The sequence below is a fragment of the Mesorhizobium shonense genome, assembly GCF_040545255.1.
Taxonomy (GTDB): domain Bacteria; phylum Pseudomonadota; class Alphaproteobacteria; order Rhizobiales; family Rhizobiaceae; genus Mesorhizobium; species Mesorhizobium shonense.
In genome coordinates this window covers 39,527-54,665 of the sequence record NZ_JBEPLM010000016.1, presented here as the reverse complement: position 1 = coordinate 54,665, position 15,139 = coordinate 39,527, and the positions used below count along the sequence as shown (strand labels likewise).

13 protein-coding genes are annotated in these 15,139 nt (G+C 64.4%); 8 read left to right on the top strand and 5 right to left on the bottom strand.

All coding sequences use genetic code 11. The features are described from left to right. Nucleotides 1-17: 17 nt before the first annotated feature. Nucleotides 18-923 (bottom strand): LysR family transcriptional regulator, encoded by a 906-nt coding sequence (locus ABID26_RS29710; protein ID WP_292373965.1) that lies wholly within the window; start codon nucleotides 921-923, stop codon nucleotides 18-20. A gap of 224 nt (nucleotides 924-1,147) precedes the next feature. Between ABID26_RS29710 and ABID26_RS29705 the strand changes: the two genes are divergently transcribed. Both ABID26_RS29705 and ABID26_RS29700 read left to right on the top strand, forming a co-directional pair. Then, nucleotides 1,148-2,329, top strand: a complete 1,182-nt coding sequence (locus ABID26_RS29705) for an MFS transporter (RefSeq protein WP_292373967.1) — start codon at nucleotides 1,148-1,150, stop codon at nucleotides 2,327-2,329. Between the two features lie 40 nt (nucleotides 2,330-2,369). Beyond that, nucleotides 2,370-3,404 carry an aldo/keto reductase gene (locus tag ABID26_RS29700; protein ID WP_126097280.1) on the top strand — a complete coding sequence of 345 codons (1,035 nt, stop codon included), beginning with the start codon at nucleotides 2,370-2,372 and terminating at the stop codon, nucleotides 3,402-3,404. Nucleotides 3,405-3,694: 290 nt separating this feature from the next. Here ABID26_RS29700 and ABID26_RS29695 read toward each other — a convergent pair whose 3' ends face one another. Beyond that, nucleotides 3,695-3,967 (bottom strand): usg protein, encoded by a 273-nt coding sequence (locus ABID26_RS29695; RefSeq protein WP_126097279.1) that lies wholly within the window; start codon nucleotides 3,965-3,967, stop codon nucleotides 3,695-3,697. Nucleotides 3,968-4,272: 305 nt separating this feature from the next. Between ABID26_RS29695 and acs the strand changes: the two genes are divergently transcribed. The 3 genes from acs (at nucleotide 4,273) to ABID26_RS29680 (ending at nucleotide 7,978) form a co-directional block, all read left to right on the top strand. Beyond that, the gene (acs, locus tag ABID26_RS29690; RefSeq protein ID WP_126097278.1) at nucleotides 4,273-6,228 is read left to right on the top strand and encodes an acetate--CoA ligase; all 1,956 of its coding nucleotides are present in this window, start codon (nucleotides 4,273-4,275) and stop codon (nucleotides 6,226-6,228) included. Then, the gene (locus ABID26_RS29685) at nucleotides 6,228-6,977 is read left to right on the top strand and encodes an MOSC domain-containing protein (RefSeq protein ID WP_126097277.1); all 750 of its coding nucleotides are present in this window, start codon (nucleotides 6,228-6,230) and stop codon (nucleotides 6,975-6,977) included. The genes acs and ABID26_RS29685 overlap by 1 nt, the downstream gene beginning before the upstream one ends. Before the next feature lie 182 nt (nucleotides 6,978-7,159). Then, nucleotides 7,160-7,978, top strand: a complete 819-nt coding sequence (locus ABID26_RS29680) for a sugar phosphate isomerase/epimerase family protein (RefSeq protein WP_126097276.1) — start codon at nucleotides 7,160-7,162, stop codon at nucleotides 7,976-7,978. 27 nt (nucleotides 7,979-8,005) lie between these two features. Here the strand turns inward: ABID26_RS29680 and ABID26_RS29675 are convergent, their stop codons facing one another. Both ABID26_RS29675 and ABID26_RS29670 read right to left on the bottom strand, forming a co-directional pair. Then, nucleotides 8,006-9,274 (bottom strand): SAM-dependent methyltransferase, encoded by a 1,269-nt coding sequence (locus ABID26_RS29675; protein ID WP_292373969.1) that lies wholly within the window; start codon nucleotides 9,272-9,274, stop codon nucleotides 8,006-8,008. Between the two features lie 400 nt (nucleotides 9,275-9,674). Further along, the gene (locus ABID26_RS29670; RefSeq protein ID WP_292373971.1) at nucleotides 9,675-11,168 is read right to left on the bottom strand and encodes a TadE/TadG family type IV pilus assembly protein; all 1,494 of its coding nucleotides are present in this window, start codon (nucleotides 11,166-11,168) and stop codon (nucleotides 9,675-9,677) included. Between the two features lie 414 nt (nucleotides 11,169-11,582). On the opposite strand from ABID26_RS29670, the gene ABID26_RS29665 reads away from it, so the two are divergent. Continuing rightward, nucleotides 11,583-12,248 carry an HAD-IA family hydrolase gene (locus ABID26_RS29665; RefSeq protein WP_126097274.1) on the top strand — a complete coding sequence of 222 codons (666 nt, stop codon included), beginning with the start codon at nucleotides 11,583-11,585 and terminating at the stop codon, nucleotides 12,246-12,248. A gap of 7 nt (nucleotides 12,249-12,255) precedes the next feature. Here the strand turns inward: ABID26_RS29665 and ABID26_RS29660 are convergent, their stop codons facing one another. Beyond that, nucleotides 12,256-12,477, bottom strand: coding sequence for a DUF1674 domain-containing protein (locus ABID26_RS29660; RefSeq protein WP_126097273.1), 222 nt, complete (start codon nucleotides 12,475-12,477; stop codon nucleotides 12,256-12,258). A 133-nt stretch (nucleotides 12,478-12,610) separates the two neighbouring features. Here ABID26_RS29660 and htpX point away from each other — a divergent pair, with 133 nt between their 5' ends. Together htpX and ABID26_RS29650 are read left to right on the top strand one after the other, a co-directional pair. Further along, nucleotides 12,611-13,642 (top strand): zinc metalloprotease HtpX, encoded by a 1,032-nt coding sequence (gene htpX / locus ABID26_RS29655; RefSeq protein WP_126097272.1) that lies wholly within the window; start codon nucleotides 12,611-12,613, stop codon nucleotides 13,640-13,642. Continuing rightward, complete coding sequence (locus tag ABID26_RS29650; protein WP_189521422.1) at nucleotides 13,633-15,018, top strand: RsmB/NOP family class I SAM-dependent RNA methyltransferase; 1,386 nt, start codon at nucleotides 13,633-13,635, stop codon at nucleotides 15,016-15,018. Before htpX ends, ABID26_RS29650 begins: the two co-directional genes overlap by 10 nt. Nucleotides 15,019-15,139: the final 121 nt, after the last annotated feature.

The following is a 15,139-nucleotide window of genomic DNA, read 5'->3' as shown; positions in this document are numbered from 1 at the left end:
TCGGGCGCGCGGCTTTTTTAGATTTGGACCGCCTCCACGAGAAAATCGAGAAAGGCCCGCACCCTGGCCGGCAAATGCTTGCCCTGGCCAACATAGACGGCGTGCGTCGGCTCCTCGTCGCCGGGATTGAATTCCTCCAGCAGCGGCACGAGCCGCCCGGTGTCGATGTCCGGCTGAACATGCCAGCGCGCCAGCCGGGCGATGCCGGCTCCCGCCAGCGCCGTCCGCCGCATCGCCTCGCCGTCGGTCAGCGTCATGTTTCCAACGATCGGAAGGATGATCGATTTGCCTGCCGCATCGACGAAAGGCCATCCTTCGATATGCCTGGCGAAGCCGAAGGCCAGCATATTGTGGCGCCCCAGGTCGGACAGTGTCTGCGGCGTGCCGCGGGCTTCGAGGTAGGCAGGGGACGCGACCAGCACCATCCGGCTCTGGCCGAGCTTGCGCGCCACCAGCCGCGATTCGCGCAGTGGCCCGGCGCGTATGGCGATGTCGGCTCGCTCCTCCAGAAGGTCGATGACATTGTCGGTCAGCACCGCCTCGACGCTGATCTCCGGGTAACGTTCCAGGAAGCGCGGCAACAATTCCATCAGCCGGTGCTGGCCGAAGGGCACATAGCTGTTGACCCTGAGCCTGCCGCGAGGCGCGGCACCCGCCGCCGCTTCGCGCTCGGCCGCGTCGAGGTCGGCGAGAATGCGGATGCTGCTGTCGTGGAAAGCGACGCCTTCCGGCGTCAATTGCAGCCGGCGCGTAGAACGGCTGACGAGGCGCGCGCCCAGCCGCGCCTCCAAGCGCGCGATCAGCTTGCTCACCGCCGACGGCGTCATGCGCAGCGCCCGCGCCGCGGCAGAAAAGCTGCCGGCCTCGACGACGCGGACGAATACCTCGATCTCGCCGGAGCGGTTGATTTCGGGCCTCGCCATTCATGAATCTATTTCACAGAAAATATGCCTGATGCAAGGCTGGTTCACAGCTTGGCGGATCACGATCTTCCGCTCAATGCATGATCCCGAAAAGTGGGAACCGGTTTTCGGAGAAGATCATGCTCCAACAAAGAATCAGATCAGGACGGCGCTTCAGCGAAGCGTCGTCCTGATCTGGGGGCGCGGGACTGAGCGTCCTCTTCCTGACCAATTGGACCATCGCCATGCCTCTTGCCCTGTATGCTCTCACCGCTGGCGCCTTCGGCATCGGCGTCACCGAATTCGTCATCATGGGCCTGCTGCTCGATGTCAGCGCCGATCTCGGCGTCTCGATCTCGGCCGCGGGCCTGCTCATTTCCGGCTACGCGCTGGGCGTCGTCGTCGGCGCGCCGCTGCTTGGCGCGCTCACTGGCCGCCTGGCGAAGAAGACGCTTCTGCTTGCCCTGATGGTGGTCTTCACCATCGGCAACCTCGCCTGCGCGCTGGCGCCCGGCTACTGGACGCTGATGGCGGCGCGCGTGCTCACCGCTTTCGCCCATGCCTCGTTCTTCGGCGTCGGCTCGGTCGTCGCCACCAGCCTTGTCGCGCCTAACCGGAAGGCGTCGGCCATCGCGCTGATGTTCACCGGCCTCACCGTCGCCAACATCCTCGGCGTGCCGTTCGGCACCTGGCTCGGCCAAGCCTATGGCTGGCGCTCCACCTTCCTGGCCGTCACACTGGTCGGCGTCGTCGCCTTCGCCGTGATCGCGCTGCTGGTGCCGCGCGACGAGCCGGCCGCGGCCGACGACGAGAGCTCCGAAGGCGCGCTTGCCGTGCTTGGCCGCCGGCCGGTGCTGCTCGGCCTGCTGACCACGGTGCTGAGCTGGGTCGGCGTCTTTGCCGCCTTCACCTATCTGGCGCCGATCCTGACCCGCATCAGCGGTTTTTCCGAAGCCGCCGTGTCGCCGATCCTGCTTGTCTTCGGCGGCGGGCTGGTCGCCGGCAACCTGCTTGGCGGACGCCTCGCCGACCGCAATCTGGTGCCGACGGTCGTCGCTACCCTGATCGCGTTGTCGGCCGTGCTATTCCTCATGACCGTCGCCATCCACCAGCCGATAGCGGCAATCATTGCCGTCGGCCTGCTGGGCGCCGCCGCTTTCGCCACCGTCGCGCCGCTGCAGATGTGGGTGCTGGAGAAAGCGGAGGGCGCCGGCCAGGGCCTCGCTTCGTCCTTCAACATCGCAGCCTTCAATCTCGGCAATGCGATCGGCGCCTGGCTCGGCGGCTTCGTCATCGACCACGGACCGGGCTTGGGCGCCGTCACCCTCGTCGCCGGCCTGGTGCCGCTCGCGGCGCTGGCCGTGGTCCTTCTGGCGCAGCGCCTCGAGCGCCGCGCGATCGGCTCGCCGGCGCTGGCACAGTGTTGATCAGACCAATTCCGTCTTCGACATCCCAAGGAGAAAAATCATGGAGTATCGACGTCTCGGCGCATCCGGCCTGAAAGTGCCGGCGCTTTCCTTCGGCGCCGGAACCTTCGGCGGCTCGGGCCCGCTGTTCGGCGCCTGGGGCAACAGCGACGCCAAGGAGGCGCGCCGGCTGGTCGATATCTGCCTGGAGGCCGGCGTCAATCTCTTCGACACGGCCGACGTCTATTCGAACGGCGCCTCGGAGGAAGTGCTTGGCGAGGCGATCAAGGGCCGCCGCGACGCGGTGCAGATCTCGACCAAGATGTCGCTGCCTATGGGCGACGGGCCGGCCGACTACGGCTCGTCGCGCTCCCGCCTTATCAAGTCGGTCGACGACGCGCTGAGGCGTCTCGGCACCGACTATATCGACCTGCTGCAGCTCCACGCTTTCGACGCCGCGACACCGATCGAGGAGGTGCTGTCGACGCTCGACGGTCTCGTGCGCTCGGGCAAGCTGCGCTATGTCGGCGTCTCCAACTTCTCCGGCTGGCAAGTGATGAAGTCGCTCGGGCTTGCGGACAAGCATGGCTACCCGCGCTATGTCGCGCATCAGGTCTATTATTCGCTGGTCGGACGTGACTATGAATGGGAACTGATGCCGCTCGGCCTCGACCAGGGCGTCGGCGCGCTGGTGTGGAGCCCGCTCGGCTGGGGCCGGCTGACCGGCAAGATCCGCCGCGGCCAGCCGCTGCCGCAAAAGAGTCGGCTGCACGACACGGCGAGCTTCGGTCCTCCGGTCGAGGACGAGCATCTCTATCGGGTTGTCGACGCGCTCGAGGCCGTCGCCGCCGAAACCGGCAGGACCGTGCCGCAGGTCGCCATCAACTGGCTCTTGCAGCGGCCGACCGTGTCGTCAGTGATCATCGGCGCGCGCGACGAGGAGCAGTTGCGCCAGAACCTCGGCGCCGTCGGCTGGGCATTGACGCCGGAGCAGATGAAGACGCTCGACGAAGCAAGCGCGGTGACCGCGCCCTATCCGTACTTCCCCTATCGTCGCCAGGAAGGCTTCGCCCGGCTGAACCCGCCGGCGGTGTGATTGTCGCGAACGTCCCTATCAGGGCGATCGTGACATTTGGGATTAGCCGCAGCCTCCGCTTCGTCATCCACGGGCGGAGCAGCCGCGAAGCGGCGTCGCGAAGACCCGAGGATCCATTCCGTTACCTCGATCGTAGAGCGCGGCGGAGCAGAAATTCTGGATCGCCGCAACGCTTCGAAGTCACGGAATGGATCCTCGGGTCTGCGCCGCGTCGCTTCGCTCCTTGCTCCGCCCGTGGATGACGAAGCGATGGGCGGTTCCGCCAATCACCCGCGATCGCGCTACCGTTCTCAATGCAACACGAACTCCCCGTCCACCTTCCGCCACTCGTTCGGCGCGATCAACGTCTGGTGCGTGTAGGTCACCGAATGCAATGGCCCGTCGAGCCTGGTCTTCCAGAACTCGATGAAGCGGATCAGCACCGGAAACTTCGGCGCAATGTCGTAGTCCTGCCAGATATAGCTTTGCAGCAAATGCGGGTGGTCGGGGAAGTGATAGAGGATCTTCGCCGTCGTCAGCCCATAGCCCCTGAGCATCAGGTCCATTTCGGAATGGTCACGCATCGCAGCCCCCTAGGTCGATCTCCTTTCCTCCCAATTCCGATTCTGCGCTCAGTTACTTAACTGTCTATTGATTCTAGCAGCTCTGAGTCGAGTTTTCCATCGCTAAAACAGTTGGTTAGCAGCGATGAAGCGGGAGTGCTGACAGCGTTTCGCGGTTGCCCCTGCGTCATCCCGCCGCGCGAATCCAACGTCTAATATTGCCGTCACGGCGGAACTGTTAATAATGCGCGCGAATTCGCGGCTGCCTTGCCGCGATGCCGCCGGCACTTCAAGCTGGCGGAACGGTTCCGGAGGAAAGCTGAAAAATGTCCGATGCCCATGTCCACCGCGTCCAGCCGGCGTGGAAGAAGAACGCGCTGATCGACAACGACACCTATCTCAAATGGTATGCCGACAGCGTGAAAAATCCGGACAAGTTCTGGGGCAAGCACGGCAAGCGCATCGACTGGTTCAAGCCCTTCACCAAAGTCAAGAACACCTCCTTCGACGGCAAGGTCTCGATCAAATGGTTCGAGGACGGCCAGACCAATGTTTCCTACAACTGCATCGACCGGCACTTGAAGAAGCGCGGCGACCAGACCGCCATCATCTGGGAAGGCGACAACCCCTACGATGACAGGAAGATCACCTATAACCAGCTTTACGCGCATGTCTGCCGCTTCGCCAATGTGCTGAAGAAGCACGGCGTCAAGAAGGGCGACCGCGTCACCATCTACATGCCGATGATCCCGGAGACGGCCTATGCGATGCTGGCCTGCACGCGCATCGGCGCCATCCATTCGGTCGTCTTCGGCGGCTTCTCGCCCGATGCGCTCGCCGGGCGCATCGACGACTGCAAGTCGACCATCGTCGTCACCGCCGACGAGGGCCTGCGCGGCGGCAAGCCGATCCCGCTGAAGGACAATGCCGACAAGGCGATCGAGATCGCGGCCAAGGCCGGCACCAAGGTCGAGAAGGTGGTGGTCGTGCGCCGCACCGGCGGCAAGACCGGCTGGGTGCCGGGGCGCGACGTCTGGTACCACGACGAAGCCGCGACCGTTAAGGCCGACTGCAAACCGGAGAAGATGAAGGCGGAAGACCCGCTGTTCATCCTCTACACTTCGGGCTCGACCGGCAAGCCGAAGGGCGTGCTGCACACCACCGCCGGCTATCTCGTCTATGTCTCGATGACGCACCAATATGTCTTCGACTATCATGACGGCGACATCTACTGGTGCACCGCCGATGTCGGCTGGGTCACGGGCCACAGCTACATCGTCTACGGGCCTTTGGCCAACGGCGCCACCACGCTGATGTTCGAGGGCGTGCCGAACTATCCGTCGCAGTCGCGCTTCTGGGACGTCATCGACAAGCACAAGGTCAATATCTTCTACACCGCGCCGACCGCGTTGCGCGCGCTGATGGGCGCTGGCGACAGCCATGTGAAGAAGACCTCACGCAAGTCGCTGCGCGTGCTGGGCACGGTCGGCGAGCCCATCAACCCGGAAGCCTGGGAGTGGTATTTCAACGTCGTCGGCAACGCCAAGGTGCCGATCGTCGACACCTGGTGGCAGACCGAGACCGGCGGCATACTGATCACGCCGCTGCCCGGCGCCACCGACCTCAAGGCGGGCTCCGCGACGCGGCCCTTCTTCGGCGTCCAGCCGCAACTGGTCGACGGCGAGGGCAAGGTGCTGGAGGGGGCGGCCGACGGCAATCTTTGCATCATCGATGCGTGGCCCGGCATGATGCGCACGGTCTATGGCGATCACGACCGCTTCGTGCAGACCTATTTCTCCACCTACAAGGGCAAGTACTTCACCGGCGACGGCTGCCGCCGCGACGCCGACGGCTATTACTGGATCACCGGTCGCGTCGATGACGTCATCAACGTCTCCGGTCATCGCATGGGCACAGCGGAAGTGGAGTCGGCGCTGGTCAGCCACGACAAGGTCTCGGAGGCTGCCGTCGTAGGCTATCCGCACGACATCAAGGGCCAGGGAATCTACTGCTACGTCACCCTGATGGCCGGCGAGGCATCGGGCGATGGATTGCGCAAGGAGCTGATCGACCACGTCCGCAAGGAGATCGGCGCCATCGCCACGCCCGACAAGATCCAGTTCGCGCCGGGCCTGCCCAAGACCCGCTCGGGAAAGATCATGCGCCGCATCCTGCGCAAGATCGCCGAGGACGATTACGGCGCGCTCGGCGACACCTCGACGCTTGCAGACCCGGCCGTCGTCGACGACCTTGTCGCCAACCGGCAGAACAAAAGGGCCTGATGACCGTCCAGACCGCACTCGGCACCGTCAGCCAGCTCTGGCGCTATCCGGCGAGCTCGCTCGCCGGCGAGCGGCTGGACGCGATCTCGGTTGGCCGCGAAACCATCGACGGTGACCGTATGTTCGGCCTCGTCGATGCCGGCGACAATGAGATCGCAAGGCCCGATCGCGATGCGAAATGGCATAAGGTGCCGCGCATCCGAACCAGGCTGAGCAGCGATCGCGACCTAGAGGTGGCCGTTCCCGGCGGCGACTGGCTGAGCGCGCCTGGCGCCGAATGCGATCGTGCCGTGTCTGCCTATCTCGGCTTTACTGCCTCGATCCGGCCGTTCGGCCAGGAGAACGCACCGCCGGCCTATGTCGGTCCGCTGACACAGGCGCGCTACCGCAAGGCGCCGATCCACCTGCTCACCACAGCCTCGCTGGCGCGGTTGAAGGCGCTGCATCCGGAGGGCGTGCCCGATCCGCGCCGCTTCCGTCCCAACATCGTCGTCGACATGGACCCCGTCGAAGGCTCCTTCCCGGAGACGGAATGGATCGGCCGCAAGCTCGCGGTCGGCGATCTCCTGCTCACCGTCTCGGAGCCTTGCCGCCGCTGCGGCTTCACCATCATCGCCCAGGATGGCTTCGACAACGATCCCGGCATCCTGCGCAACCTGGTCCGCTACAACGCCCACAATATCGGCGTCTACTGCACCGTGGACAGGCCGGCGCGCGTCGAGACCGGCGCGCCGACGCGCTTTGCCTGAACGGTTTTCCGCCGGAATTGCGTCAACAGATTTATACCCGTCCCGTTATGCCGTGTGACGGTGTGATCTTGACGCCGCGGGCTTGGCGCTGCGTGTAATACGCATGACAGAAAACGGCGTCACATAACCGCACGGTCTGCCTTGTTGTCCAATAGTTTCAAATCTCACCTACCGGAGCCCCTATGACTTCCTTGCCCGTTCTTGGCGCCGCCATGACACTGGACGACGTCGAAATCCACCGCGACTGGCTATTCGAAAGGCAGCGCGATCTGGAGCTGCAGAGCTTCGTCGATGCGAGAGTTCTCAATGGCGATTGGACACCGCTCGCCGCCCGCGCCAGAAAGCTTCTCGACGGACACCGTGGACGGCTTGGGATTCACGGACCTTTCTGGGGCTTGACCATTGCGTCGAGGGACCCTGATGTCCGCGATGTCGTGAGCAGACGTCACGTACAGGGAATCGAGGTCTGCGCCGCCATCGGCGCGACGCAGATGGTTGTCCACAGCCCCTATACGACCTGGTCCTACAACAATCTCGACAACAACCCCAGCGACCGCGAAAAAATAATCGAGTGCTGCCATCTGACGCTGCGCGATGCCGTCAAGCGGGCCGAGGACATCGGCTGCACCATGGTCATCGAGAATATCGAGGACAAGGATCCGTATATCCGCGTGGGGCTGGCCGACAGCTTCGGTTCCGCTGCCGTTGCCGTCTCGATCGACACCGGCCATGCCTATTATGCCCACGGCTCGACCGGCGCTCCACCGGTTGATTACTATGTGCACGCCGCGGGCAATCGTCTGCAGCACGTCCACTTGCAGGATGGTGACGGCTACGCCGATCGCCACTGGAGCCTGGGTGAGGGCACGATCCGGTGGAGAGCGGTCTTTGCCGCGCTTGCCAAACTCGAAAGCAATCCGCGCCTGATCATCGAGATCAAGGACAAGGCCAAGATACCGGCTTCCGCGGCCTATCTTGCCTCGCTCGGTATCGCGGAGTGAGGATGGCGGAAACGAGAGCCTGCCGCGTTACCGGTACAAATCCGCCCGCGTCGGCGGCAGGCCGCTCGGGCCACGCGCGCGCTTGGTGGCGACGGTCTGGAAAATCTGCGCCGAGGCGCGCTCGAAGGCGATCGAGCAGCCGGTGAGATAGAGCAGCCAGAGCCGCGCCTTCGCCTCGCCGACCTCGGCGATCGCCTCGTCGAAATGCGCATGCAGACGCTCCGCCCACAGGCGGCAGGTACGCGCGTAGTGCTCGCGCAAGTTCTCGACGTCGTGGACCAGGAAGCCATGCGCTTCGAGATTGCCGAGCGTCATGCCGATCGTGTCGAGCTCGCCGCCGGGGAAGATGTATTTGATCAGCGCCTTGTATTCCGGCCCCTTGCGCAGCGTCTTCCTGATGTCGCCCTTGCTGCGCCTGGTGATGGCGTGGTGGAGATAGATGCCGCCTGGCTTCAGCAGGCGGTGGACGGCCGAGAAATAGGCAGCGTGGTTGGCAAGCCCGAGATGCTCGAACATGCCGATCGACGAGATCTTGTCGAAGGTGCCGGAGAGCTCGGCATAGGATTTTATCTCGATGGTGATGCGATCCTCCAGCCCCTCGGCGCGGATGCGTTCGCGGGCAAGCTCCGTCTGCGCCTCCGACAGCGAGACGCCGTGCCCGACGACGCCGTAATGCTTCGCCGCATGGATGAGCATCGCGCCCCAGCCGCAGCCGATGTCGAGCAGCCTGTCGCCGGGTCTCAGCCTGAGCTTGCGGCAGATGTGGTCGAGCTTGTCGATCTGCGCCTGGTCGATGCCGTTGGCGAAATCCCTGAAATAGCCGCAGCTGTAGACCATGCGCTCGTCAAGGAAGAGCCGGTAGAAGGCATTCGAGATGTCGTAATGGTGCTGGATCGCCTCCTTGTTCGATCCGCTGACGAAAGGCTTGCGGCCGGAAAGATCGCTGCGCGCCGTCATCTGTTTTCGCGAAAACAACACCATCGGCAGGTCGCGCAGGATCGCCAGCTTCGGCAGTGATCTGAGCTTCGTCTTGAGCTTGCCTTGCGACGGCAGGGCGTAGAAATCGAACAGCGTGCCGTCTTCGATGTCGACGGTCTTGGAAATCCACATCTCGACCAGTGTCGAGAAAGCCGGCCGGCGCACCAGTTGCCAGACGATGTCCTGGTCGTTGATGGCGAGCACCGGACCGTCGGCGGGCCCGATCCGCTCGCCGGTCCACAGCCTGACCGCAAAACCCAGCTTCAGTGTCTCGACGACCCTGCGCACGATCCGCGCGGCTCTGTCGGCGGCATCCATTCCCACCTCCCGATGCGTCGCACCCACCCCATTCCCCGAGCGCCACTGTCGTCCACCAGCCTGTGGATCGCAATCCCGACCTGTTGCGCAAAAACACCGGCGGAGAAGGATTTCCCGCCCGAGGAATGGCCATTCCGTTGCGTCATCTTGTCTTTTGCCGCGACGCACCCCATCATTTGGCTGTGTTCAACAAACCGAAAGGAGGTGATCCGATGTCGAGTGATTTCGTTTTCCAGAACGTGAGCTCAGCGGATTGCACTTCCGGGAAGCAGTCTTCCCGTTAAGGCGCGAGACGCGCGGCAGGTGACCCGAAGGGGTCGCCGCCATGAGCCGCGTCATGGACGGAAACACGGAAGGCCGCCTGCTTCGTCAAGAAGCGGCGGCCTTTTCCGTTTGCGGATTACTGCGTCAGCGTAACCTTTTCGGTGTTGCGGATGATTTCCTGAAAGGCGTCGTCCAATTCCACTCCGGTGGACACCTCGAAATAATGTTTGTTGGCGGCGGAGACGTCCTTCGACGAACAATCCTTCAGCACCGCCTTCGCCTGGTCCCGCTCGGTTGCCGACATGTCCTTGTCGTTGAGATCGAAGCCGATGGTGAAAATCTCGATGCCGTCGCTTTTCATGTTGCCGCATAGCGTCTCGGCGTTGCCGCGCGCAAGGTTGCCCTGGTTGTTGTAGCTGCCCCCGGCGCCGGCGAAGGCGGTATTGAACTGGCCATCGGTCATCAGGATCGCGACCTTGGCAATCTTCTTCGCATTGATATCCGAGGGGCCGCTGCCGAGACCGGCACTCTTGATCGCCGCGCGCCATTGCGGCGACAGCATATAGTAGGTCCACTGAATGGCGATCGCGCCGGCCGTATAGCCACCGGCCTCGAAGTCGTCGATCGAATCAAGCAATGCGCCGGAATCGGCGGTCAGCGGGATCATTGCCGCATCAGGGCACTTGTTCATTCCTCCGCCGCCCAGATGGTCATCCCGGTTGACCAGGGCGTAATATTTCTTGCCGTTGCTGTCCGTGCGAACCGTGTCGGGGCCGTCGGCGCTAAAATCCGGATCGCCGTTCTTGTCCTTGCGCTCCGTGGCGCAATCATCGGAACGAGGCGTCGCCGCGCCGACAATGGAGATGTAGTCGCCGAAGGACGGCAGCAGCTTGTTGCCCGTCTTGGCGACGAGAAGCGAGCTGCCGGCGACGGGCGGCTGGTCAGAGCTCCCCTGCTTCTCGGCATAGACATTTTCCGCCAGCTTGCCGGCGTTCACGGCGGATGCATAGGGTACAAGCGCGACGCGCACGCGGGGGTTCTTCGGATCCTGGTTCTGAAGCATCGTCCGGACGGCGTTTTTCGCCGCTGCTTTCAGATCGCCGATCTTATCGACGTTGCCCCTTTTCGCCATCGAGCCGGTGATGTCGAGCATCATCGCCACCTCGACCTTCTTGTCGGAATAGAGCGCCGTGGTTGAGGTGCCGACGCGCTGCATGTCGCCAATGTTGAACAGGGGAAAGTAAAGGCCGATATCGGCATGCACATCCGCCTGCACGGTCTTCTCCGTTCTGTTGATCGTGAGCTTGTCGAGCACGATCTGGTTCGCCTGCAGGATGCCGGTCTTGCTGTTGGCGTCGAGAAATGCCTGTACCGACGCATTGGCGTCGGCTTCCTTGATGACGCCGAGGGTGAGATCGCGCGCCGTCGATGTCACAGCGGCGTCGACGACGCTCTGCAAGCTCGATCTCGCATTGTAGAGCTGCGAGATATTGACCGCGAATCCCACCCCCAGCGCCAGGACCGATGCGGCAGCCCCGAACAGAACCGCGAAATTGCCTCCGCGATCCCGGGCAAAGCCGTCCACCCCACGAACGAGACCCCCGCGAACGAGATCTTTGAACTGCCGCATCTTTCCACCCCCGCCTGTCCGCGGCATCGACGCCGCTCGGCGGAGGCGTTGCAGGATTTCGGCCAGACGCGGCCGCCGACCGGCGGAAAGATGCTCAATCGCAGGTTAACTCATTGTTTTTGCTTGATTTCGGCAGGCAAGAGGGTGAATGGCCGGTAAACGAAAAAGCTGCCACGAAAACGCCGTTCATGAAGCGCTTACCATGATCTTCGGAGCGATTGCGGCCGATCCCGGTTCGGCACAGCGGGGCCTGTGCCGAACTTGGTCAACAGCGGTGCTGAAGCCGTAGTGATACAGCCGCCTGGGCTACGATGTGGCGGCGTTGAACCGCCAGCGGCCTTCTCACGCGGCGTTGGGCGGTTTAGACTATGGTTGCGTTTCGCCCTCCCCGAAAACGATTCTCCAGGAAATCAAATGTTCGCAGGCAGAAAGTTCGCCGCCTTCCTTTTCGATATGGACGGCACGGTCCTCAACTCGATCGCCGCGGCGGAACGGGTGTGGACGACGTGGGCCTATCGCCACGGCCTCGACGTCGCGAGCTTCCTGCCGACGATCCATGGCAGGCGCGCAAGAGAGACGATCGCCGCGCTGAAGCTCCCCGGCGTCGATCCGATCGTGGAGGCCGAAGCGTTGCTCAAGGCCGAGGCCGCCGACCTCGAGGGCATCGTGCCGATCCCCGGCGCCGCTGCCTTTCTCAAGTCGCTGCCGCTTGAGCGCTGGGCGATCGTCACCTCGGCGCCGCGCGAACTGGCGCTGCTGCGCTTGCAAGCGGCAGGCATTCCGGTTCCGGCCATGATGGTCTCGGCCGAGGACGTCACCCGCGGCAAGCCGGCGCCCGACTGCTTCCTTTTGGCCGCGAAGCGTCTCGGCGTCGAAGCGCGCGATTGCCTGGTCTTCGAGGATGCGCCGGCGGGAATCGCGGCGGGCGAAGCGTCCGGCGCCGCGGTGATGGTGATCAGCGCCACGCATGTCCATGCGATGCAGACATCGCACGCCAGCATCGCTTCCTATGACGCGCTCGGTATCGCCACGGACGACAATGGCTGGATCGTCATCGAGCCGCAGCGCGACGCGGCCTAGTTCCCCGCTAAAAGTCGCTCGCCAGCCCCTTCACTTCCCAGTCGCCGTAGCGGCCCGGTTCCTTGCCGCCGCGGCCGCCGATCTCCTTCGGCAGTTGAGCCTCGGTCTTGCGGTATGCCTGTCGCCTTGCCTCGGCCTCCGCCAGCGCCCGCTCGGCAGCCGGCGTCAGCGTCTTTTGCGGCTTGTCGGCTGCGGGAGCGGTTTCGGTTCTGCTACGTTGTTCGGTCATGCGATATGCCTTGCGGATTGAAACAGGCGGCCGATTAAAACAGGGCGTCGATTGAAACGGGAGCCGGTCTTTCCCATCATATAGCCATGATGCAAGACGGATCGACCCCTATTCGCCACCAACGGAAGAGACGATGAACACGCTTCGCACCGCCATGCTTCTTGCCGCGATGACCGCGCTGTTCATGGGCGTCGGCTTTCTGATCGGCGGCTCGGGCGGCATGATCATTGCTCTGCTTTTCGCCGCCGGCATGAACCTGTTCAGCTACTGGAATGCCGACAAGATGGTGCTGTCGATGAACCGCGCCGTCGAGGTCGACGAGAAGAATGCGCCTGAATATTATGCGATCGTCCAGGCGCTGGCCAAGCAGGCCGGCCTGCCGATGCCGAAGACCTATCTGATCGATAGCCCGCAGCCCAACGCATTCGCCACCGGCCGCAATCCGGAGAACGCGGCCGTGGCCGCCTCGACCGGGCTCTTGGAGCGGCTCAGCCACGAGGAGGTCGCGGCCGTGATGGCGCACGAGCTTGCCCATGTGCAGCATCGCGACACGCTTACCATGACGATCGTCGCGACGCTTGCCGGCGCCATCTCGATGCTGGGCAATTTCGCCTTCTTCTTCGGCGGCAGCCGCGACAACAACAACCCGTTCGGCTTCGTCGGCGTGCTTGTCGCCATGCTGGTCGCGCCCTTCGCCGCCATGATCGTGCAGATGGCGGTGAGCCGCACCCGCGAATACGAGGCCGACCGCCGCGGCGCCGAGATCTGCGGCCAGCCGCTATGGCTGGCCTCCGCGCTCGACAAGATCGCGCGCGGCGCCGAACGCATCCCCAACCCGGACGCCGAGCGCAATCCGGCGATGGCCCATCTCTTCATCATCAACCCGCTCTCCGGCGAGCGCATGGACAATCTGTTCTCGACCCATCCGAGCACCGAGAACCGCATTACCGCGCTGCAGCAGATGGCCCGTCAGATGGGCGGCGCCGCGCCGGCCGCGCCGCGCGAGGCGCCGGCGCCAAGCCGCCCGGACGAGGCGCAGGCCGGACCGTGGGGCAAGCCGCCCGAGTCCGCGCCGCCGGCCGGGCCGAAGCGGGCCAAGCCCAATCCGTGGGGCCGCAACCCGACCGGACCTCGCGGCGCAGGGCCCAAGGGTCCGTGGTCGTGAGCGGAGCCAAGCGCCGACCGCAGAACCCAGGCAGGCGTGACGGCAATGCGGGCGAGCAGATCGCCGGCCTTGTCGTGCGCAAGGCCGCCGCGCGCCTGCTCGCCGCCGTCATCGATGCCCGCACCCCGCTCGACGGCCTGACCGACAACGAGCACGGCCATCCGCAATACAAGGCGCTCGATGCGCGAGACCGCGCATTGGTCCGCGCCATCCTGGTCACGGCGCTGCGCCACCGCATGCCCATTGCCGGGCTGCTGGCCAAGCGGCTGGAGAGGCCGCTGCCGGCCAATGCCACTGCGCTCTCCCACATCCTGCACGTGGCCGCGGCGCAGATCCTGTTCCTCGGCATCCCGGACAGCGCCGCGGTCGACCTCGCCGTCACCCACGCCAAGTCCGACCCGCGCACGCTGCGTTTCTCCGGACTCGTTAACGGCGTGCTGCGCTCGCTGGCGCGCGCCAAGGAGGCCGAGCTTGCGCCCGCGCTTGCCGCCACGAACGAAGCGCCGCAATGGTTTTCCGAACGGCTGATCGCCGCCTACGGCGCCGATAAGGCACGCGCCATCCTTGCCGCCCATCGTCATGAGGCGCCGGTCGACTTCACAGCCAAATCCGACCCGGTGCTCTGGGCAGAGAAGCTGGGCGGCATCGTGCTGCCGACCGGCACCGTACGTGTCGAGAGGCTGCAGGCCTCGGTCACCGACCTTCCCGGCTTCGCAGAGGGCGCCTGGTGGGTGCAGGATGCGGCCGCGAGCCTGCCCGCGCGCCTGTTCGGCGACATCAAGGGCCTACGCGTCGCCGACCTTTGCGCCGCTCCCGGCGGCAAGACGGCGCAGCTCATCCTTGCCGGCGCTAACGTCACAGCCGTCGACACCTCGAAGAACCGGCTGGCGCGGCTGGCGCAGAACCTCGAGCGCCTCGGCCTGTCGGCCGAACTGGCGCAGACGGACCTGCTCGAGTACCGGCCGGACGAGTTGTTCGACGCCGTGCTGCTCGACGCCCCCTGCTCGTCGACGGGCACCGTGCGCAGGCATCCCGACGTGCCGTGGACGAAGGCGATGGCCGATGTCGAGAAGCTCGCCGCGCTCCAGCGTCGTCTGCTCGCTCATGCAGTCGGTCTCGTCAAACCCGGCGGGCGGATTGTGTTTTCCAACTGTTCGCTCGACCCGATCGAAGGCGAGGAGCTTTATCGCGCTTTCCTCGCGGAGGTCCCAGGCGTGATCGCTGATCCGGTCCAGCCGGGCGAATTCGCCGGCCTCGATCCGTTCCTGACGCCGGAGGGCACCCTGCGCACGACGCCCGCCGACTTGGTGCTGGGACCGCCCGGCATTTCCGGCCTGGACGGCTTCTTTGCCGCGCGGATGCAAAGAGCGGCTTAGATCGTTATTGTATAAAACTTGCCGACTTTTTTAGGGACGACCCTGGCGGAGCCGCGTGAACTCTTTCACTTCGGCGAAATCCGCCTTCGCATAAGTTCTTGAATCATATAAGCTTGTGCTT